Below are 19,858 nucleotides of genomic sequence, written 5' to 3'. Positions count from 1 at the left end.
GTGATGGCTCACGCGCGTCAGCAGACCTACTCGCTGGACCGCAAGGTCGTATTCCTCACCGGCGCGGGAGGCGGGCTCGGCGCGGCGACGGCGGCGTTGCTGACTCAGCGCGGCGCAAAGGTTGCCCTTGCCGACATAGACCGCAGTGCCGCAGAACGAACGGCTCGGACGCTGCCGCCGGGGCAGGTCCTGACCGTGGACTGTGACGTCACGGCGATCGACTCCGTCCATGCCGCAGTCCGCAAAGCCGAGGACCGATTCGGGCCCATCGACGTAGCCATCGCCAACGCGGGCCTGATGGGGCGCGGGGGAACATTCCGTACCCTGACGACCGACGAGGTCAACCGTGTGCTGTCGGTCAATGTGTCCGGCGTCCTGAACACGGTGTCGGCGACGATTGACTCAGTCATTCACAATCGTGGCCAGATCGCCTTGGTGAGTTCGGTTTTCGCCTACCTGAATGGTGCAGGAGCAATGCCGTATGCGATGAGCAAGGCGGCGGTCGAGCAAGCCGGTCGCGCGCTCGCCGTCGAACTGGCCAGCCACGGCGCAACGGCCATGACCGCATATTTTTCGCTCATCGAGACCGGCATGATCCAGCACGGCATCGACGAAGACCCGCACGTGCAAGCTTTGATGTCGGCGATGCCGAGGTTCATTCTCAAACGCATCCAGCCGGCCACGGCGGCAGCAGTCATTGTCAATGGCCTCGAACAGCGCCGACGCACCGTATCCGCACCAGCGCGCTGGCGCCCGGTCTCGGCATTGCGCGGTGTCCTCGGCCCCGTGGTCGATGCCCGACTGGCACGCGACGTCGGCGTGCAACGCGCACTGTCTGAACTCGATACCAGGCATGGGGGTTGAGCCGCCGTGTGGAACTGTGCTGACGCTCGGCAAGAGCTTCTGATGGCCGCCAGCTATTGGTTCGGCGGGCAGGTGGGAACCCTTGCCCAGAACAGAAATTCGTTACAGATGGTTCGCTCGAAAGGACGGCGATGACACAGCAAGTACGAGGCGATCTGGTGATCGAGGACCACGGACGGGTGTTGGTCGCCCGGGTAGACGGTGGCCCGCATAGTTTGTTCGGGATCCAAATCGCACGGCAGCTCGAGGCATTGGTGGACCGGGCCGACCGTGACCCCGGTGTGCACGCCGTGGTGTTCACCGGCGCACGCCCGGGGAGGTTCGTCAGTCACGCGGATGTGCGCTGGCTACAAGCAGAAGGTGCCGCGGTGCCCGAGTTGGGCCGGCGCAGCGCGTCGGCCGCCCTGCGTCTGGCCCGCGGCGTGGACCGCGCCCGGGTCTTGGATCCGGTGGTGCAGAAAACACCGCTGCGCGGTGTCGCACAGCTGGATCGGCTCCACGCGACGTTCCTGAAGATGAACGCCAGCGGCGTCATCTTTGTCGCTGCCCTCAACGGATCGGCTCTCGGGCTGGGTGCTGAATTCGCGTGGGCCTGCGATCTGCGGATCATGGCCGACGGCGACTTCTTCATCGGCCAACCCGAAGTGCTGCTGGGCATCATGCCGGGCGGCGGTGGCAGCCAGCGTCTGACTCGGCTCATCGGCACCCACAAGTCACTGGTCGCCATCTTGGAAGGCAAACCGTTCACTCCCGCACAGGCGTTGGCCAACGGCGCCGTCGACGAAGTGGTGGCCCCCGAGGACGTCGTGACGCGGGCGGTCGAGGTCGCCGAATATTTCGGCAAGCGGACGAAGGGCTCGGTCGAGGCGATCAAGCGGTCGGTCTACTTCGGCGGGTCCATGTCGTTGCAGGAGGGTCTGCACGTCGAGCGCACCGAATTCCTCGGCACCGATCAATCCCCGGAAGGCCAGCAGCTGATGTTGCAGTACCTCGCCGACATCGAATCCTCGGGTGAGCTGCCGCTGTATCACGATGACGTCTACGACCGCGCGCTGGAATCAGGCACGGTACCTGCACTCGACGGCATCGGCGGCGCGGGGGCGCGGAAATGACCTCGCCACAGTCATTTACGCGACAGGACGTATCGTTCACCTCCGGCAAGGACACCTGCGCCGGGTGGCTCTACTTGCCCACGGGTGTGGCCTCGCCACCGGTGGTGATCCTGGGGCATGGCCTGGGCGCCACCCGGGAGATGCGGCTGGACGCGTTCGCCGAGCGGTTCGCGCAGGCCGGCATCGCCGCGTTGGCCTTCACCTACCGGCACTTCGGCGACAGTACGGGTCAACCCCGCCAGCTGCTGTCGATCAAGCGCCAACTCGCCGACTGGGACGCGGCGATCGCCTACGTGAAGGCACGGCGCGATGTCGACGGCACCCGGATCGCGGTGTGGGGCAGCTCTTTCGGCGGCGGCCATTCCATCACGGTCGCTTCCCGTCACCCTGAGCTGAAAGCGGCTGTGGCCCAATGCCCGTTCACCGACGGACTGGCGTCCGCGCTTGCGCTCGGGCCGCTCGGTTCACTCAAAGTTCTGCCATTGGTAGCCCGCGATTACGCCTCGATCCTGCGCCGGCGGAAACCTGCGATGATTCCGCTGGCGGGCGCTCCGGGAACTCTGGCGTTGATGAACGCTCCGGACGCGCTACCCGGCTATCAGGCACTCCTACCGGCGAATTCGACGTTCCGCAACGAGGTCGCCGCACGTGTGGCACCGACGATCATGGCCTACCGGCCGGGACGGGCCGCCAAGAAGATCGCGCTTCCCATCCTGTTCTGCATCAGCGATACCGACACGGTCACCCCACCCGAAGAGACCGAACGCTACGCACGGTCGGCGCCCCGCGGCGAGATCAAACATTACAGCGCAGGCCATTTCGCGTTCTACCTCGGCGAACCATTCGAGCAGTTGGTCGCCGATCAGACCGAATTCCTGACTCGTCACCTGAACCCGATACACGTCGCGCCGTGACTGCCGATGCCTTGGGCGGCCGACTACCGCTGGCCGACCCCATGACGCTGACCCCGGCGCAACGCGCTGTGTTTGATCGGATGATCGCGCGCATCGTGCCGTGGGCCGACGCCGCCGGATTCCGGACCATAGCCGGCGACGGCCGGCTCATCGGCCCGTTCAACCCCGCACTGCGCAATCCCGCCGTCACATCGTCCCTGCTGGACCTATCGGTCGCTGAACACGCCAATACCTCGTTGACCGATCGGGTCCGGGAAGTGGTCATCCTCACCGTCGGCGCGGTCTGGCAGGCCGATTACGAGCTGTACGCACACATTGCGCTGGCCCAACACGCGGGACTGTCCGAGGACGCTGCCCGGATGATCGCCAATGGTGATGTCCCCGCTGAACTCAGTGCACCCGAAGCGCTCGCGCAGCGCCTGACACGGCAACTATCGGCCACTCACCGCGTCGACGACGCGCTTTACCGCGAGGCTGAAAGTACGTTCGGTGCAGACGGATTGATCGACATTGCCTTCCTCGTCGGCATCTACCACACCGTCTGCGCGACGCTGACCATGTTCGCCATTCCCGCCCCCGAACAAGCAGGACAACCATGAAGCTATCCACGCTCACCGACCGGCGTGCTGAGTACGACCCGAACGGACCAGCCGTGTCCGACGCCCGCCACACACTGACCAACGCACAACTACATGACCGTGTTTTGGCCACCGCGCAGCACCTGTGCGACGTGGGGATCAGTGTCGGGGACGTGGTGGCCGCCCAGCTGCGCAACCGTGTCGAGTTCGTGGTGCTGCTGTTCGCGGCTTGGCGGCTGGGCGCCGCGGTCACTCCGGTCAATCCGAGCCTCACCGACGATGAGGTCCATCGCCAGCTCGCCGACTCTGGGGCGCGACTGCTGGTGATCGATGACGATGGCATCCCCGTCACCGGGGTACCTACTCTGAGCGTCGCCCGGTTGGCCACCACAGCTGTCGGGGCCGATCCGACACCGCACGACGATCCTGCGGCGCTGGCGCTGCTGATCTACACCAGCGGCACCACGGGCACTCCCAAGGGCGTGATGCTCGACCACGGCAATCTCGATGCGATGGCCCAGATGGGCCGCCAGGCCCTGCAGATCGGGCCGACCGACCGCTGCCTGCTGATCCTGCCGCTGTTTCACGTCAACGGGATTGTCGTCAGCGTGATCACGCCGCTGTTGGCCGGGGCCAGCGTCGTCATCTCCGACCGTTTCGCGCCCCAGACCTTCTTCGAGCTCATCGAACGCGAGCGGCCCACCTTTTTCAGTGCGGTGCCCACCATCTACACCATGCTGGCTGCCCTGCCGGACGACATCACCCCCGACACGTCGTCGGTGCGTTTCGCGATCTGCGGCGCCGCACCGGCATCGCCGGAGTTGTTGAACCGCTTCGCAACTCGCTACGGATTCCCCCTCATTGAGGGCTACGGGCTTTCGGAGGGCACCTGCGCCTCCACGATCAACCCACCCGATGCTCCCCGCGCCGGCACAGTCGGAAAACCGTTCCCGGGTCAGCGGATTCGGATCGTCGACGCCAACGGCGACGACGTTCCTACCGGCACCGACGGTGAGGTCATCATCGCCGGGCCGAACGTCATGCGCGGCTACCTCGGCCGCCCCGAGGCCACCGCCACCACGGTCATCGACGGTTGGCTGCACACCGGCGATATCGGTCACCTCGACACCGACGGCTACCTGACCCTGGCCGGCCGTTCCAAAGACATGATCATCCGGGGCGGCGAGAACATCTATCCCCGCGAGATCGAAGACGTCTTGTCCAGCGACCCCAATGTGCTCGAAGCGGCGGTCATCGGGGCACCCGATGAGAAATGGGGCGAAATAGTCGTGGCCTACGTCGCACCACGTCCGGGGGCCACCGTCGACCTCAACGCACTGCAGGCTCTCTGTGCACTGAGTCTCGCGGGTTACAAACGCCCCACCGAAATCCGCATTCTGGACACCATCCCCAAAAACCCTGTCGGCAAAACCGACAAGGCCCCCTTGCGCGCCGCGCACACCGCACCGACCAACCAACGCACCGAGAAGGCCACACCATGAAAGCGTTCGCCCTTACCCGCTACGGCAAGAAAAACACGGTCAAACCGGTTGAACGTCCCGTCCCCGACCTCCGCGACGACGACGTCCTCGTGCAGATCCACGCCACCAGCATCAATCCACTGGACCTCAAGATCCGTAACGGCGAACTCAAACCGCTTCTGCCGTACAAACTTCCACTCGTCCTCGGCAACGACCTGGCCGGCATCGTGGTCAAGACCGGCCCACGGGTGCGCCGGTTTGCCCCTGGCGATGCGGTATACGCCAAACCCAACCAGGACCGGATCGGCACCTTCGCCGAATACCTCGCCGTCAACGAGAACGACGTCGCCCGCATACCCAAGACCGTCACCATGAACGAAGCCGCGGCGCTGCCACTGGTCAGCCTCACCGCCTGGCAAGCGCTGGTCGACAAGGCGCAGTTGCGGCCGGGACAGAAAGTGCTCATCCACGCCGGCTCCGGCGGCCTCGGCACCATCGCCATCCAACTGGCCAAACACTTGGGCGCCACCGTCGCGACAACGACCAGTACCAAGAACGTCACGTGGGTCAAGGCGCTCGGCGCCGATATCGTGATCGACTACAAGACACAGGATTTCGCCACCGCACTACGCGACTACGACGTCGTCCTGGACACCCAGGGCGGCCAGACGCTCGACAGATCATTTCAGGTCGTCAAACCCGGCGGCACGGTCATCTCGGTCGCCGGACCGCCCGAGCCCGCCTTCGCCCGCGAATTCGGGGCCAACTGGCTGCTGGTCCAAGCGATGCGCGCCCTGAGCTTCTCGGTACGGCGCAAGGCCAAACGACGCTCGGTGCACTACTCGTTCCTGTTCATGACCGCGAACGGGGACCAGCTCCGTGAGCTGGGCGCCCTGGTCGACGGCGGTGCCATCCGTCCGGTCATCGACCGGGTGTTCCCGTTCGACGCCACGCTAGACGCCTTGGCCTACGTCGAAAACGGCCGCGCCACCGGCAAAGTCGTCGTCACCGTCCCAGGCGACAATGACCACCCGTGATGGGTTCTTTGACTACGACTGGCTCGTGATCGGATCGGGCTTCGGCGGCAGTGTTTCAGCATTACGCCTGTCGGAGAAAGGGTTTCGCGTCGGAGTGCTCGAACGCGGCCGCCGCTACGCTCCACAGGACCTGCCCAGGTCGGCGTGGCAATTCGACAAGTACACCTGGGCGCCGAGGCTGGGCAAGCTCGGCATCATGCGCACCTCAGTATTCCGCCACATCTTCTTCCCCTCCCAAAGCGGTGTCGGCGGCGGCAGTCTGGTCTATGGTGGCGTCCTCTATCGCGCCAAGAAAGAGTTCTTCGGTGACGCCCAATGGCGCGACCTCGGCGACTGGGAACAGCGCCTCAAGCCGCACTACGACACCGCAGAACGAATGCTCGGCGCAGCGCCGGTCCCATTCGATTCGCCACACCAACAATGGATTCGGGAAATGGGCCGACACTTCGGCACCGAAGACACCGTCAGCCGCGCACCCACGGGGGTGTTCTTCGGCGAACCGGGAAGAACAGTGCCCGACCCCTACTTCGGCGGCGCCGGCCCGGACCGTACCGGCTGTACCCGCTGCGGTGCCTGCATGGTCGGCTGCCGTGTCGGGGCAGTGAACTCGCTGACCCAGAACTACCTGTGGTTCGCTGAACGCAATGGCGTGCACATCCTGCCCGAGCACCAGGCCATCGACGTCACCCCGATGGGACGCGCCGACGGCAGCGACGGCTACCACGTCACCACCGTCCATCCCACCGGCGGCCAGCGACAGACCTACACAACCCGCGGTGTGGTGTTCGCCGGCGGGGCCCTGGGTACCAACGAACTGCTCGCCAACTGCAAACACGGCGGCTCCCTGCCACGCATCAGCGACCGCCTCGGAGAACTGGTCCGCACCAACAGCGAATCCGTGCTGACCGTGCTGCTGCCGGAAGATCAGGGAAGCTGGCGCGATGTCACTGCCAGCAGCAGCGTGCACGTCGACGCCGACACCCACATCGAACTACTTACCTATGGGCCGAACGCCGACATGCTCAGCCTGCTCTACACCGTGCTGGTCGGAGACGGCACCCGACTGACCCGGCCCCTGAAATGGATCGCCGCCATCGTGCGGCATCCGCGCCGCTGGCTGGCAACGCTGTGGCCGGTCGGCTGGAGTCGGCGGATGGTGATGCTGTTGGTGATGCAGTCACGCGACAACGCAATCGCGTTTCGCGCCCGAAAACGCCGGTGGGGGAGCGGCTATCGGTTGTCCACCGCCTCGAACGCCGACAACCCTGCCCCGACCTACATCGACAAAGGCAACCAAGCCGCACGCTGGTTGGCCGAGCGCACCGGGGGCATCGCCCAGAGCAACGTGCTGGAGGCGCTCGGCAACATCCCCTCCACCGCACACCTGCTTGGCGGCGCCGTCATCGGCGCCACCCGCGCCGAGGGAGTCATCGATGCGAACCTAAGCGTTCACGGCTATCACAACATGCTCGTCTGCGACGGCTCCGCGATGCCGGCCAACCCCGGCGTCAACCCGGCCCTGACCATCACCGCACTCGCCGAATACGCCATGGCGCAGATTCCCGCACCCACCGAGTCAGACGTGAACACCAACAACGAAATGAAATCATGAACAACGGAACAGGAATAGCATGACCGTTCTCACTGGGCAAACAGTCCTCGTCACCGGAGCCAACCGCGGCATGGGACGCGAATACGTCGTCCAGCTGTTAGACCGCGGAGCCGCCAAAGTCTATGCCGCAGCACGTGATACCGCCGCGATCGACCTTGTCGATCCGAGGCTCATTGCCCTACAACTCGACGTCACCGATGCCGCGTCGGTGGCCGCCGCGGCCGAAACAGCCAGCGACGTCAGCGTGCTCATCAACAACGCCGGTATCTTGCGCGGTGCCTCGGTTTTAGCACCCGACACCACCGGCTTACGCGCGGAGCTGGAAACGAACCTGTTCGGCCCCCTGGCCATGGCATCAGCATTCGCCGACCGGATTGCCGAGCGCTGCGGAGCGATCGTCAACGTCGCCTCGGTTCTCGCCTGGCTGCCTATCGGCGCCAGCTACGGGGTATCGAAAGCCGCCATGTGGAGTGCCACCAACTCCATGCGCCTAGAACTCGGACCACGCGGAGTGCAGGTCATGGGCGTCTACGTCGGCCTGGTCGACACCGATATGGCGTCCTTCGCCGATGCCCCCAAATCCACACCACAGGACGTGGTGCGTCAGGTGCTCGACGGTATCGAATCCGGAGCCGACGAGGTCCTTGCCGATGACTTCACCCGTCAGGCGTGGGCGCAGCTGGGCAAGCCGATCGGCGGCCACTGAGCATCGGTTGCTGCGGTCCGCGCCGGGCGGCCGATCTCTTCGGTGCCGCCGGTGGTCGCTGACGCGCCGAATATGGTGTGGGCGATCGACTTTCGGTTCGACTCCACCATCCACGGTAAGGCCATCAAGATCGCCTCGATGCTCGACGAGCACACCCGTCTGTCGGTGCTCAATGTCGTCGAGCGGTCCATCACCGGCGAGCGGGTCGTCGACGGACTGGCCAAGGCCTTCGCCGCCGCCGGTGGACCACCGAAAGTGCTGCGGATGGATAACGGTCCGGAGTTCATTTCTCAAGCGCTGCAACAGTTCTGCGACAGCAAGACCGGCATGGTCTATATCCCGCCGGGCACGCCGTGGAACAACGGATACATCGAATCGTTCAACAACCGCCTACGCAAGGAGTGCCTCAACCCCAGGCGGTAAAGCGTTGGCTGACAAGCCATCCCCGCTTCGTGCGACCAGTTCGTCCTGCCTCAACCCGGTTGAACGTTGGTTCGCCGAACTGACCATCAAGAAACTGCGCCGCGGCACCCACACCTCGGTCCGTCAACTCAGCGCCGACATCCGGGCCTGGTCTGCCCCGTACGCGGTTTACGTGTCAGCGCCGCGGGCATCACACCCTTCGGAGGCTGGGGTTCGGGTTGGGTCTGCGCCTCCGCCAGGTGATGCGTGGGCGTCAACCGCAGCGTTGAGAAAACTAGCGCTGGACCCGCATCGCCGCCCCACGGCCAGTGCACGCGGGCCGGCCGGCGGCGGCGGTGGGCGCGATTGGCAGGGCAAAGCCTGCCGGTCGGTCACGAAGAGCCGATGATGGTGGTACAAGTTGCTTGTGCCTGACGATCGGCTGAGTACCCTTTTCACCAGCGACGCCCTCGCGGCATTTCACGATTTGGCGCGCTTGATCTACGAGGGCACCGATTCCGACGAGGTCTACCAGGCCGTGTGCGTGGCCGCGACCCTCATGGTCAACGGCTGCGACCACGCCAGCGTGCTGATGCGCGATCCCCGTGGCACCTACGTCACCGTCGCCGCCAGTGATCACGTCGCCGCCGACATCGACGCCCTCGAACGCGCAATCGGCGACGGCCCCTGCTTGGATGCGATCGACACCGAAACCGCCCAGATCGACCCCGATTTGACGACCCACAGCCAATGGCCGTCGTTGGCGGCCTGCGTCCTGGCCGCCACACCCGTGCGCGGGGCGATGGGGTTCCGCATGCTGGTCGACGGCCACAAAGTGGGCGCCCTGAACCTGTTCTCGGATACGCCCGGAGCCTTCGACGCCACCTCTGCGGCGCAAGCGATTGTGCTGGCATCCTTTGCATCGGTCGCCGCCAGTGCAGCCGCGCTGGGTGAGGACGTCGCCGGGTTGCGCCACGCGGTGCAGTCCAACCGCGAAATCGGCAAAGCGGTCGGCATGTTGATGGTGCTGTTCGACATCGGCGACACCGAGGCGTTCGACCGGCTGCGGCGCATCTCGCAAGACATGAACATCAAACTCGCCGACGTGGCCGCCCGAATTGTCGCGAACCGCGAACACTTCCGACCCAACCGCACATCACCGTAATGGCCGGCCAGACCGCTCATTGGTTCCACAACCCTGGTCACCGAATCGCCAACCAACCCGCAGTCGGTGTTAGAGGACGGCAGGCACAACTGCTCAGGCGTTGAGCGACCACACCGAGAAGTTCAGCACTGTCGCGAACGGCGTCCACCCGAGATACGGGACGAGCATCGCGGCCGCTGCGCGGTTTACCTTCCAGAACAACGCAATTGAGACAACGATGGCCACGTCGAGCAGCACGATGTCAACGAGCGCTACCCCGCGCCGGCCAAGGCCGAAGAACAACGCTGACCACAGCAGATTCAAAACCAGCTGCCCCGCGTACACGACGAATCGGCAGGCCGTGCTCGGCGAGCACGGTGCAGATCGGGTCGACCCAGAACCGGCTGCGGTGAGCGCCGATGTAGTCGACGATCACCGAACCGATCAGTTTCGAATTTTGGGGATCTGTGAAGCAATCGTGGACAGGAGCGTCGGGAATCGGCCCACCTCTGGATACACGAGGGGTTTGCCCGAGGTGATGAGTCCGGCGCTGATGCCGCGTTCAGGGTCGGCCCAGCCGAGGTTGTTGGTCAGCCCGATCGTCCCGAAGGCGCGTTCGGTGTCATGACCGAACAGGCTCAACCGCTTTGCGCCGAGCATGTAGCCGTAGCCGTAGCGGACGGGCCAGCCGCACATCATGGGGTCCGGCTGGAGACGCGACTGTGGAATCAGAGCATGGCGGATGGTGTGGGGCTGCAACACCCGGACTCCGTCCAATTCGCCTCCTGCGCGGAGGATCTCGTAGAAGCGTGAGAGCTCGTTGGCCGTGCCGACCGTATTGGTGCCGGCCAGCACGGTGGTGAGATAAATGGGCGAGTTGAGCATCTCGACAAGTTCGTCCAGGGCGGCGCCGTAGATCCACTTGGAGAGCACATCGAGTGAGGGCAGGAGCGGGAGGCCGGTGGGATAACAGGGTGCGACCAGCGGGAGGTCGCCGTTGGTCACTCCGTAGTTGGTCCACCGGAAGCCGAGCGGATCGAGGATCGCTTCGGCCAGCACCTCGCGGATGGTCCTGCCGGTCGCGGCATGGACGACTTCGGCCAGCAGGAAGCCGAAGGTGAGTGCGTGGTATGCGGTGACCCTGCCGGAGGGCGAGACCGGTCTCATGGCGCTGAGCCGTGTCAGCCGATGGTCGCGGTCGTCCAGGACCTCGGGGTCGAGTAGCCCAGCCGGGACGTGGGGCACGCCGGCTCGGTGGGCGAGAACGTGCGCAATTGTGATGCGGTGCTTGCCGTGGCGGCCGAAGCCGGGAAGGTACTCCGCGACGGGGGCGTTGAGGTCGAGTATTCCGCGCTCGCAAAGCAAATGGATGACGGTCGCGGTGATGCCCTTGGACGCGGAGTAGATGCAGAACGGTGTGTTCGGCGTCGCGAGGACCTTCTTCGAATCTCGGTTGTCGAGGGGCCCGTTGCCCCAGCCGTGCCCGATGGTGCGGTCGAGGACGACCACGCCGTTGCGGCGGATGCACAGCTGGATCGCGGGATGTACTCCGGCGCGGTAGAGGTCTTGGGCCGCGGCCCAGATGGTGGCGACTTGGTCAGTGTCGAGTCCACCGTCGGAGGCGCTCTCTTCGCCGATGGTGGTGATGGCGTCCAAGTCCTTCGGCACGTGGATGCGGCGGAAGGGATTGAGGGACGGGCGGGCGACCATCCCGGCCACTGTGATCGATCGTGCCATCTTCAGCCGCCGAGCTTTCGGAAGTCCCAGCTGCGGATGGTCTCTGGCCGGATCCGGAGCCAGGCGTGCTGCCCGTCATACGGCAGGGTGTCCAGGCCGACGTACTTGGCAGCAAATAGGTTCTCGGGTGTCTTCAGGGCCGGCTGGGGCTGACCGGTCCGTGGGACCTCGCCAACGACTTCGGCATCGCCGACGAGCTCGACGCCGCGCAGTTCCAGGTAGTCGTGACCGGTGTCGACCACGACCGCGATGCGTGGCTGTCTGGTGATGTCGGCCCACCGCTGGCTACGTGTCAGGGAGTACAGCCACAGGCACTCGTTGTCCCAGACGAACCACAGCGGAGTTGCGTGCGGACCGGACGGACCGTTGGTCGCCACCCGACAGACGCGCTGGTCGGCTAGGAAAGCGTCACGCTCGTGGTCTTCCATGGCGATGCGTCGGCCACGCCGTTGAGTACTCATCGACCGCTCCACTCGGGTGCACGTTTCTCCGCGAACGCGAGGAGACCCTCGTGGATGTCCTCGGACTCCAGCACGGCGGCGAAGGCCCGCTCGGTGGCCCGCCACCCGAGCTCGTCATCCGGCGCATGCAGCTGTTCGACGGCACGCAGGGTTTCGCTTACCGAAACCGGGGCATTGCAACAGATCCGGCCCGCCAAAGCGATCGCCGCCTCGAGTGCATCCCCCGGTTCGGTGAGGACGTTGACCAGGCCGAGAGCATGGGCCCGCTCGGCGGTCAGGGGGTCGCCGGTGATTAGCAGCTCGGTGGCGACGTTGCGGGGTAGCGCCCGGGCTGTGCGGAACAGCGCTCCGCAGGTGGCGATGACGCCGCGCTGGACCTCGGGCAGGCTGAAGCTGGCCCGACTCGAGGCCACCACGAGGTCACAGGCCAGGACCAGTTCGAACCCGCCGCCGTACGCCGGTGCATCGACCGTGGCGATCACCGGCTTGCTGCGACGGCGGCGGATCAGCCCGTACTCTCCCCCTCGCTCCGTCGGAGTGCCGGAACCGGCCTTGAGGTCGGTCCCGGCGCTGAACACCGCACCGGTGCCAGCCAGAACCCCGACCCGAAGTTCCGGATCGTCGTCCAGCAGGTTGAAAGCGGCGTCCAGGCCGGCGGTCATGTCCGCGTCGATGGCGTTGCGCCGGGCTTCGCGGCGCATGGTGATGATCAGTGTCTGTCCGTCGCGGTCAAGGTCGACCAGGTGTGGCATTGTCTCTCCCTTTCGTACATGGCGGTTGAAGTCCCACGGTCGAGGCCACCGGTCGCGCAGGTGAGGGGGACGCGGGTACCCCGAAGGTCGACAGTCATGGCTGCCTATCGTTCTTTCTCAAGTCGGCGGTTGACAGGAACTCGCGGATGAGATCAACGACGCGATCGGGCGCCTCGATCATCGGCGAGTGCCCCACGTGTTCGAGGACCGTGGTCGTGATCGTTCGCACTGCCCGGTAGCGCGCCAGTGCGGCGTCCACGTTGTAGAAGCGGTCTTCCCGGCCGAAGATGACGAGCGCCGGCAACGCGAGATTCTCTAGCCGTACGTCCAGACCAAGCTGTTTGGTCCACACCTTCCGCAGCTTCATGGATTGGGTGAAGGCGGGGTGGTTCAGGCTGCGGGCGTCGTCGAGCCCCTGGCTTGGGTTGCGAAAGGCGGTGGCCATGTCGAAGCCCGGCGAGAATGCTCGCCGGACTACACGGTTGGTGACGAATGCGGGACCATGTTGCTGCAGGATCGGGCCGATCCAAGGGGTGTGTATCGCCCACTCGCCGGGTGGCAGTGTTCCGGTGCTCGTGTCGGGCCCTTCCCCCATCAGCACGAGGTGGGTGATGCGGGTGCTGTGCTCGGCGGTGGCCACGCCGAAGAGGCTGCCCATTGAGTGCCCAACAACCGTGACGTCGCTCAGGTTCAAGTCGCTCAGTAGACGCGCATAGAGCCGACCTTGGCTGTCGGGGTCGTAGCCGGATGTGGGTCGTGCGGAACCACCGTGCCCGAGTAGGTCGATCCGGATGATCCGGAATTCCGTTAGGCGAGCAACGATCTGGTCGAACCATGCCGTGGAGGCACCGAAGCCGTGCAGCATCAGGAGTGCGGGTCCGTCGTCGGGGCCGTCCGCTCGGACGTGCAGGTCGACGCCACCGACCGTCATGACCGTGCCCGCGCCGCCTGTCGCGGGTTCGTAGCTGGTGCGGCCGGCCAGGTTGCGAATCGGGCTGCCGATGCGCCACCGCCCGGTTGACGATGTGTTCTTGGTGGTCACGCGCTTCTCCTCGGGCGGGTGTTCATGTCGCGGCGGCATGGCTACGGCCTGTCTCTCTCGCTGTCCGGTATCCGCCCTTCGTGGTGGCGGGTCGTCACCCGGTGGTCTTGGATTGGATGCCGAGCAGGCGGACAAGGACGGTCCCGATCGTGTCGGCTGGAACGCTGCCCGGATCGGCGAGCTCTTCGATGGCAAGGCCGTTGTTCAACGCCAGCATGGTGAACATGAGGGTGCGCGAGGAGATGGCTGCGTCTGCGCCCCAGCCGGCGAGAGCTTCGTCGGCCAACTCGGTTAGTTGTCGGTGGTAGTCCCGGCGTTTCTCGACCCATCGCTCGCGTAGCTGCGCGTCGCGGATGGCACGAAGCCAGAACTCGGTGAACAGCAGCTGCCATTCGCGGTTGTGCTGCATCGCGGCGGTGAGCTGCTGGCCGGCTGCGTGTGCTGTTGCCTCGTTGACGACTGTCAGGTTGGCCTGGCCGAGGATTGCTCGTACCGCGGCGATGCGGCCTGTCACCTCCCGGTCGAACAGCTCGAAGAACAGGTCGTCCTTGCTCGCGAAGTTGGAATACAGCGCGCCGGTGGTGAATCCGGCGGTGGCCGCGACCTGTTGCATGGTGGCTCCGGCGAAGCCGCGTTCGGCGAACACCGTGGAGGCCGCGCGTAGGAGCCGGTCTCGGACCTCGGCGCGGGGTGTCCGCCGGGTGACGGCGGCTGGGCCCGAAATCACGCCGGTGCCTTTCCTGCGCGAAGGAAAGACCCGTAGCTTCGCGTCGTGCCGAACCCGTCGGTGAAGCGGCCGTCGCGGTAGACGACGTGGCCGCCCACGATGGTCGCGGCCACCGCGTTGTCGTTGCGGTTTACCATTCGCGAAATGCCTCCGAGCTCGGCGAGGATGGCTTCTGCGTAGTCCGCCGAGGCTTCCGAAAGCCCGGCAGGATTGATGACGACGATGTCGGCGCGGTCGCCAAGCAGGAGAGTGCCGGCGTCCAGGCCGTACCAGTCGCCGAGTTCGCCGGTGAGCCGGTGCACGGCACGTTCGAGGCTGAGGAATTCGTGGTCCGCCTCGGCAGACTCCTTGACCCGCCTGAGCAGCCGAAGACCGGTGTTGTAGAACGCCATGTTGCGCAGGTGGGCGCCGGAGTCGGCGAAACCCATTTGAATCTGAGGGTTGTCCGCAATTTTGTCGAGCACACCGGGCCGGTGATTGGCGATCGTCGTGCGCCAGCGCAAATCAGTGCCATGGGCGACCACCAGGTCAAGGAAGGCGTCAGCGGGATGGATGCCCCGCTCCTGGGCGACGCGACCGAACGACTTGCCGATCAACTCGGCATCAGGACAGCTGACGATGTCGGCGTCGAACAGGTCACGGTGCCACAGCTTGGGGCCGAACTTGTGCTCGATGTCCTTGCGGAACTGGCGGCGGTAGGCCTCGGAGTCCACGAGTTCGCCGCGCTTGACCACATCGCGCACGTTGAGAGCCGCGGCACCAGAGCCGAACTCCTCGAAAACGACCAGATCGATGCCATCGGCGTACACCTCGAACGGCACCGGCAGATGCTGCCAGCGCAAGTCCGACGCGATCACCCGGTTCAGCAACGCCGTCGCCCTGGTCATCAACCAGATCAGCCTCGGGTTGGCCTTGAGATCTGCCGCGGCGAGCATCGTGGTTTTCAAGGGCGCTCGGCCTCGACCGGCGCTCTGAGCAAAGAAGTTGCTGATCTCGGCCATGCGGGCAGCGTTAGGCGTGCACTGGTGCACGCGCCCGCGGTCGCGGAGCACGCGATTCAGTGCGCGGTACTCTCGCCAGGAGGCGTAGGTAGACGGCAGTTGGCGCGCTGGGTAGCGCACGCCGTCGAGCTTCGTGAACGAACTTCTCACGGTCGACATTCCCACGAACCCGGCGTCAAGCGCATCGGTCACCATTGCGCACATCCGGCTCAGTTCCGCGGGAGTTGGGCGTTCGTCTGGATCGGTGGCCCGATCCAGACCCATGACCGCCGCGCGGATGTCGGAGTGGCCGATGAACGCCGCGACGTTGGGCCCCAGCGGGCGAGACTCGATTGCTTCGACGTAGCCGTGTGGATCTTTCCAGGTCTGGTGTTCCTTGACCGCCGTATGGACAGCGTCCCACGGCAGGGCTTCTACGCGGGAGAACAGGTCCGCACAGTCGTCGGGCGACGCATACACGGTGGAAAGGGAGCAGTTCCCGAAGACCACGGTCGTGACGCCATGTCGTACCGATTCCGAGAGCCCGGGGGCAACCAATACCTCAGCGTCATAGTGCGTGTGGACATCGATCAGGCCCGGCATCACCCATTGGTCGGCAGCGTCGACGACCACCGCTCCCTCCGTCGCCAAAGGTTCCGCGCTGATCGCCGCCACCCGCCCCGCGCGTACTCCTACGTCGCGAATCGCGGGTTGAGCACCAGTTCCGTCGAAGAAGAATCCGCCCCGGATCACCAGATCGAAACCATCCACAGCGGTGCCTTTCAAGTTCGATAACAGTGATTATTCGATAATGAACGTTATCCAAGGGCGCTTGCGCCGTCAAGAAGGACCGCTGGCTGTGCCATTGAACGGAGGTCACTTGGATGACTCGGCTACACGGCCGCGCAACGTGTAGACGCTGACGTGGCTGGCGCGGGCAAGTCTGTCGATGTAGGAGGTTGCGGCTTCAGAGGCGAACGGTGCGATGGTTCGCGGGAGTCGTTGGTGCGGCCCTCGAGGCCATTGCAGGGTCGTGGCCACGTCAGCTGGCGGTGCGGGCCGCGGTAGTGCGGGCGGCGTAGTCGATCAGCACCGCGTCCATCCCGTCGCGAGTGATGTCGCGAGTGATGTGTTCGGTGCCGCCGAGCATCGCTTGTGTAGCTGCCGCCCGGATCAGGTGGGCCAGGCTGCCGATCATGCCGCCGGTCCGCCGGTGTGGGTAACGGGACTGGGCGACAAGGGTTCCCGGTTCGTGTCGATGCAGCCGCGGGGGTCGAAGGCACGGCAGCCGATACTTTGGGTGGGGAAAGGTATTGCCCGACTGGTCATTTCGGAAACCGCCGCCATCCATCGGACACCGTTCGGCAAATCGTGGCAGACCACTGCCACGGGTGGCGTGCACCCGCCAACGAAGTCTCGACGGAGATTGAACCGAGTCCCGATACGGAAATAGTCGTGCGGGAAAGTGATTCAGCATGGCGGCGGCGATCGTTGGAAGCTCAGGCAGCTCTCGTGCAGTTCCTCGCGGCTCCCGCCGGCCTTGGTCTGCGTGACGGCTGACACGTCGGTCGGCCTCATGTGAGCCCGAACACCATGCAGGCGAACAGGTTTCGACAAGCCCTCGATGCAGCGTTTAATGACAGGGCGTTTGGCGTAGCGGACCAGCAAAGGGGTTGGTGCAGTGGCGGGTCCCGACTCGGGGAGCGACCTCGATGGATTGCCGCCGCCGCCAATCGCCGAGGGGCAGGTCCATGCCCCGCTGAACCCCGACCGTAGCCCGCCGTACCAGGCGGCAGCGGTTGGGCTGGTGCTGTTCTTTGTGTTGGTGCTGGCGCTGACGTGGTCCCAATTCCGAGGCTATTTCGACACCAAGGCCCAGCTGTTCGTGGTGTACAACCGGTCCGGGTTGTCGATGGATCCTGGTTCCAAGGTCACCTTCAACGGGGTGCCGATCGGCCGGTTGCAGGCTGCTGAGGCCCAGTCTGGGAATGATGGCCGGGCTCAAGCCAAACTTGTTCTCAGCGTTGATCCGCAGTACTTGGACCTGTTGCCCAGCAACGTGGACGTCAAGCTGTTGGCCACCACCGCGTTCGGCAACAAGTACATCTCGTTCACCTCGCCGGCTAACCCGTCGCCACAGCGCCTCAAAAGTGGTGACGTGATCAACGCCAGTGGCGTCACCACTGAGTTCAATACGCTGTTCGAGACCATCACCGCGATCTCCGGGCAGGTGGACCCGGTCAAGCTCAACCAAATTCTGACCGCCGCGGCTCAGGCGCTCGACGGGCTGGGGGACAAGTTCGGACAGTCCTTGGTCAACGGCAACGACATCTTGGGGGACATCAACGCGCGGATGCCCGCTTTGCGGCATGACATCAAGGCCTTGGCCGACCTATCGCAGGTATACGCCAACGCGTCCCCGGATCTGTGGGACGGCCTGGCGAACGAGGTCACGACGGCCCGCACCTTCAATGATCAGCGCGGCAACCTGGACCAGGCGTTGGTCGCCGCGGTCGGGTTCGGCAACACCGGTGGCGACATCTTGGAGCGAGGTGGTCCGTACCTGACCCGGGGCGCCGAGGACTTGCTGCCGACGACCCGGTTGCTGGACAAGTACAGCCCCGAGTTGGACTGTCTGTTCCGCGGCTTCGCCTCCGGTGCGCCGGCCGCGGCCAAGGGCCTCGGCGGTAACGGTTACTCGCTGGCCATGCACATGGAACTGGTCGGCACCGCCAACGCCTATGTCTACCCAGACAACCTGCCTCGGATCAACGCCTCCGGCGGTCCGATGGGTCGCCCGGGTTGCTGGACGGTCACCAAGGACATCTGGCCGATGCCGTACATGGTGATGGACACCGGCGCGTCGATCGCGCCGTACAACCACTTCGGCTTGGGCTCGCCGTTCGCGTCCGAATACATCTGGGGACGTCAAGACGGGCCGAGCACCATCAACCCATGACCCAGGCGCCGCCCGATGGCGAGGTGGCACAGCCTGATCAGGACGCAGGCGCGGTCCAGAGTGTTCCCGCCCCAGAAGAACTACGGGTACATACTCCTTCGCAGTCGAGGAAGGCGTGCGACCGGTGTTCGGAAGGTGCATCACCGCGGGTCAGGACCATCGGCAGATGTCAGGGAATTTGAGACCCTGCATCTTGACGGGCCACACCGGCAGTCGTCGGGCCCGTGGTTGGACAGCGTAGGCGTCACTTTTGTAGCCTCCTCGACAACTAAGGCACACGGACAGTCGATTCGACGGAGCAGACGTCGACAGCGTCGAAGGATGCGCAGACTTGAAGGTTCACTCACCGCTTCTGGCGAAGGACGCCGTCCATAAGCCGGTGGTCGGTGCCGTCGCAGGACTGGTGGCCTTGAGCGTGGTGTGGGGTGGCGTGGCATACGCCGACCCGCCCCAGGACGGCTTGGCACAGCTCAACGAGCTGTCCCGCCAGGTCGAGCAGCTGTCCGACACCATCCGCAATGCGCAGCCGGATCTCGACGCGAAGCTGCAGTCGCTGAGCCGGGCAGACAAGAAGCACTCCGACGATCTCGCCGGCCTCGAGGCGACCAAAGCCCAGCTGAACACCTACCAGCAGGACGTTGACCAGTATGCCGCTGCGGCCTACATGGGCGGGCGAACCGACGGCGTCAGCGCCATTCTGACCGCGTCGTCGCCCGCGAACCTGATCGACACCCTGGCTGTCCAGCGGGTCGTGGCTACCGAGATCTCCGCGCAGATGCGGGGCTTCCGTCAGGCCTACCAAGAGGCGCAGGCCAGCGAGGAGGCCTCGGCAAAGTCCGCGGCTGAGGCGAAGGCGGCCGTCGACGCGGCAGCTGCGGTCCGCGCGGACTTGCAGAACATGCGGGCTCGGCTGCGCAAGCAGATGGCCGCTGTCAGCGCGAGCTATGCTGCGTTGCCCCCGGCCCAGCAGGCGGGAGTGGTCCTCCCGACGGCAGCCGTCACGGCAGCGTTGGGCCCGATCGCGCCGATCCCCACGGTCGGGATGAGCGGTTTGGTCCCCAATGCGAGGGCGATCGTGGATTACATCATGGCCACCTACCCCGGCGTGAAGTCGATTGGTGGCGTGCGCGCGGATCGGCTTCCCGACCACCCGAGCGGGCATGCGGTGGACATCATGATCGGCTCGGACATGGGTCTCGGGGACGAGATAAAAGCCGATCTCGAAAGTCAGGCGGGACGCTTCGGCATCTCCTACACAATGTGGCGGGTGGCTGCCCACTTCGACCACGTCCACGTGACCGTCTCCTGACGATCCGACTATCGACCGCGTCGAACCGCGCGGTGGTGAAG

19 protein-coding genes and 2 pseudogenes are annotated in these 19,858 nt (G+C 65.2%); 13 read left to right on the top strand and 8 right to left on the bottom strand.

Annotated features, from left to right (window positions below; translation table 11 throughout):
• Positions 1-3 precede the first annotated feature (3 nt).
• The 11 genes and pseudogenes from H289_RS0105765 to H289_RS0105720 all read left to right on the top strand — a co-directional run bounded on the left by H289_RS0105765 (position 4) and on the right by H289_RS0105720 (position 9,871).
• On the top strand, positions 4-864 hold the full coding sequence (locus tag H289_RS0105765) for an SDR family NAD(P)-dependent oxidoreductase (protein ID WP_020099811.1): 861 nt from the start codon (positions 4-6) through the stop codon (positions 862-864).
• Between the two features lie 131 nt (positions 865-995).
• Positions 996-1,976, top strand: a complete 981-nt coding sequence (locus tag H289_RS0105760) for an enoyl-CoA hydratase/isomerase family protein (RefSeq protein ID WP_020099810.1) — start codon at positions 996-998, stop codon at positions 1,974-1,976.
• Positions 1,973-2,890 (top strand): alpha/beta hydrolase, encoded by a 918-nt coding sequence (locus tag H289_RS0105755; protein ID WP_020099809.1) that lies wholly within the window; start codon positions 1,973-1,975, stop codon positions 2,888-2,890. Before H289_RS0105760 ends, H289_RS0105755 begins: the two co-directional genes overlap by 4 nt.
• 41 nt (positions 2,891-2,931) lie before the next feature.
• Entirely contained in the window at positions 2,932-3,489 is a 558-nt protein-coding gene (locus H289_RS0105750; protein ID WP_051128413.1) for a carboxymuconolactone decarboxylase family protein, read from the top strand.
• Entirely contained in the window at positions 3,486-4,970 is a 1,485-nt protein-coding gene (locus H289_RS0105745) for a class I adenylate-forming enzyme family protein (RefSeq protein WP_020099807.1), read from the top strand. The genes H289_RS0105750 and H289_RS0105745 overlap by 4 nt, the downstream gene beginning before the upstream one ends.
• A complete protein-coding gene (locus H289_RS0105740; protein WP_020099806.1) occupies positions 4,967-5,986 on the top strand; it encodes an NADP-dependent oxidoreductase in 1,020 nt (339 codons plus the stop codon). The genes H289_RS0105745 and H289_RS0105740 overlap by 4 nt, the downstream gene beginning before the upstream one ends.
• Positions 5,973-7,598, top strand: coding sequence for a GMC oxidoreductase (locus H289_RS0105735; RefSeq protein WP_020099805.1), 1,626 nt, complete (start codon positions 5,973-5,975; stop codon positions 7,596-7,598). The genes H289_RS0105740 and H289_RS0105735 overlap by 14 nt, the downstream gene beginning before the upstream one ends.
• 19 nt (positions 7,599-7,617) lie before the next feature.
• The gene (locus H289_RS0105730; RefSeq protein WP_020099804.1) at positions 7,618-8,304 is read left to right on the top strand and encodes an SDR family oxidoreductase; all 687 of its coding nucleotides are present in this window, start codon (positions 7,618-7,620) and stop codon (positions 8,302-8,304) included.
• A 72-nt stretch (positions 8,305-8,376) separates the two neighbouring features.
• Positions 8,377-8,727: a DDE-type integrase/transposase/recombinase gene (locus H289_RS29850; protein ID WP_225433739.1), complete on the top strand. Its 351-nt coding sequence runs from the start codon at positions 8,377-8,379 to the stop codon at positions 8,725-8,727.
• Positions 8,721-8,878, top strand: a pseudogene (locus tag H289_RS32850) (IS630 family transposase); the annotation flags it as partial. The gene H289_RS29850 and the pseudogene H289_RS32850, both read left to right, overlap by 7 nt.
• Positions 8,879-9,133: 255 nt before the next feature.
• A complete protein-coding gene (locus tag H289_RS0105720) occupies positions 9,134-9,871 on the top strand; it encodes a GAF and ANTAR domain-containing protein (protein WP_020099802.1) in 738 nt (245 codons plus the stop codon).
• A 93-nt stretch (positions 9,872-9,964) separates the two neighbouring features.
• Here the strand turns inward: H289_RS0105720 and H289_RS29845 are convergent, their stop codons facing one another.
• The 8 genes and pseudogenes from H289_RS29845 to H289_RS32255 all read right to left on the bottom strand — a co-directional run.
• Positions 9,965-10,195, bottom strand: a complete 231-nt coding sequence (locus H289_RS29845) for a TspO/MBR family protein (RefSeq protein WP_020099801.1) — start codon at positions 10,193-10,195, stop codon at positions 9,965-9,967.
• Positions 10,196-10,294: 99 nt separating this feature from the next.
• Positions 10,295-11,560: a serine hydrolase gene (locus H289_RS0105710; protein ID WP_020099800.1), complete on the bottom strand. Its 1,266-nt coding sequence runs from the start codon at positions 11,558-11,560 to the stop codon at positions 10,295-10,297.
• 29 nt (positions 11,561-11,589) lie between these two features.
• Complete coding sequence (locus tag H289_RS0105705; protein WP_029104828.1) at positions 11,590-12,048, bottom strand: pyridoxamine 5'-phosphate oxidase family protein; 459 nt, start codon at positions 12,046-12,048, stop codon at positions 11,590-11,592.
• Positions 12,045-12,800 carry an enoyl-CoA hydratase-related protein gene (locus H289_RS0105700; RefSeq protein WP_020099798.1) on the bottom strand — a complete coding sequence of 252 codons (756 nt, stop codon included), beginning with the start codon at positions 12,798-12,800 and terminating at the stop codon, positions 12,045-12,047. The genes H289_RS0105705 and H289_RS0105700 overlap by 4 nt, the downstream gene beginning before the upstream one ends.
• 94 nt (positions 12,801-12,894) lie before the next feature.
• On the bottom strand, positions 12,895-13,842 hold the full coding sequence (locus H289_RS0105695; protein ID WP_231387959.1) for an alpha/beta fold hydrolase: 948 nt from the start codon (positions 13,840-13,842) through the stop codon (positions 12,895-12,897).
• A gap of 94 nt (positions 13,843-13,936) precedes the next feature.
• On the bottom strand, positions 13,937-14,569 hold the full coding sequence (locus H289_RS0105690) for a TetR/AcrR family transcriptional regulator (RefSeq protein ID WP_020099796.1): 633 nt from the start codon (positions 14,567-14,569) through the stop codon (positions 13,937-13,939).
• On the bottom strand, positions 14,566-16,320 hold the full coding sequence (locus tag H289_RS0105685) for an N-acyl-D-amino-acid deacylase family protein (protein ID WP_020099795.1): 1,755 nt from the start codon (positions 16,318-16,320) through the stop codon (positions 14,566-14,568). Before H289_RS0105685 ends, H289_RS0105690 begins: the two co-directional genes overlap by 4 nt.
• Before the next feature lie 271 nt (positions 16,321-16,591).
• A pseudogene (locus tag H289_RS32255) lies at positions 16,592-16,816 on the bottom strand (ATP/GTP-binding protein); the annotation flags it as partial.
• A gap of 465 nt (positions 16,817-17,281) precedes the next feature.
• Here H289_RS32255 and H289_RS0105675 point away from each other — a divergent pair.
• Together H289_RS0105675 and H289_RS29840 are read left to right on the top strand one after the other, a co-directional pair.
• Positions 17,282-18,508, top strand: coding sequence for an MCE family protein (locus H289_RS0105675; protein WP_029104827.1), 1,227 nt, complete (start codon positions 17,282-17,284; stop codon positions 18,506-18,508).
• A gap of 331 nt (positions 18,509-18,839) precedes the next feature.
• Entirely contained in the window at positions 18,840-19,817 is a 978-nt protein-coding gene (locus tag H289_RS29840) for a VldE C-terminal domain-containing protein (RefSeq protein ID WP_020099792.1), read from the top strand.
• Positions 19,818-19,858 lie beyond the last annotated feature (41 nt).

Origin of the sequence: Mycobacterium sp. 360MFTsu5.1, assembly GCF_000383495.1 — a bacterium.
GTDB lineage: Bacteria > Actinomycetota > Actinomycetes > Mycobacteriales > Mycobacteriaceae > Mycobacterium > Mycobacterium mucogenicum_B.
Note: the sequence above shows the minus strand (reverse complement) of the source record. Positions and strands in the feature narration are given on the sequence as shown.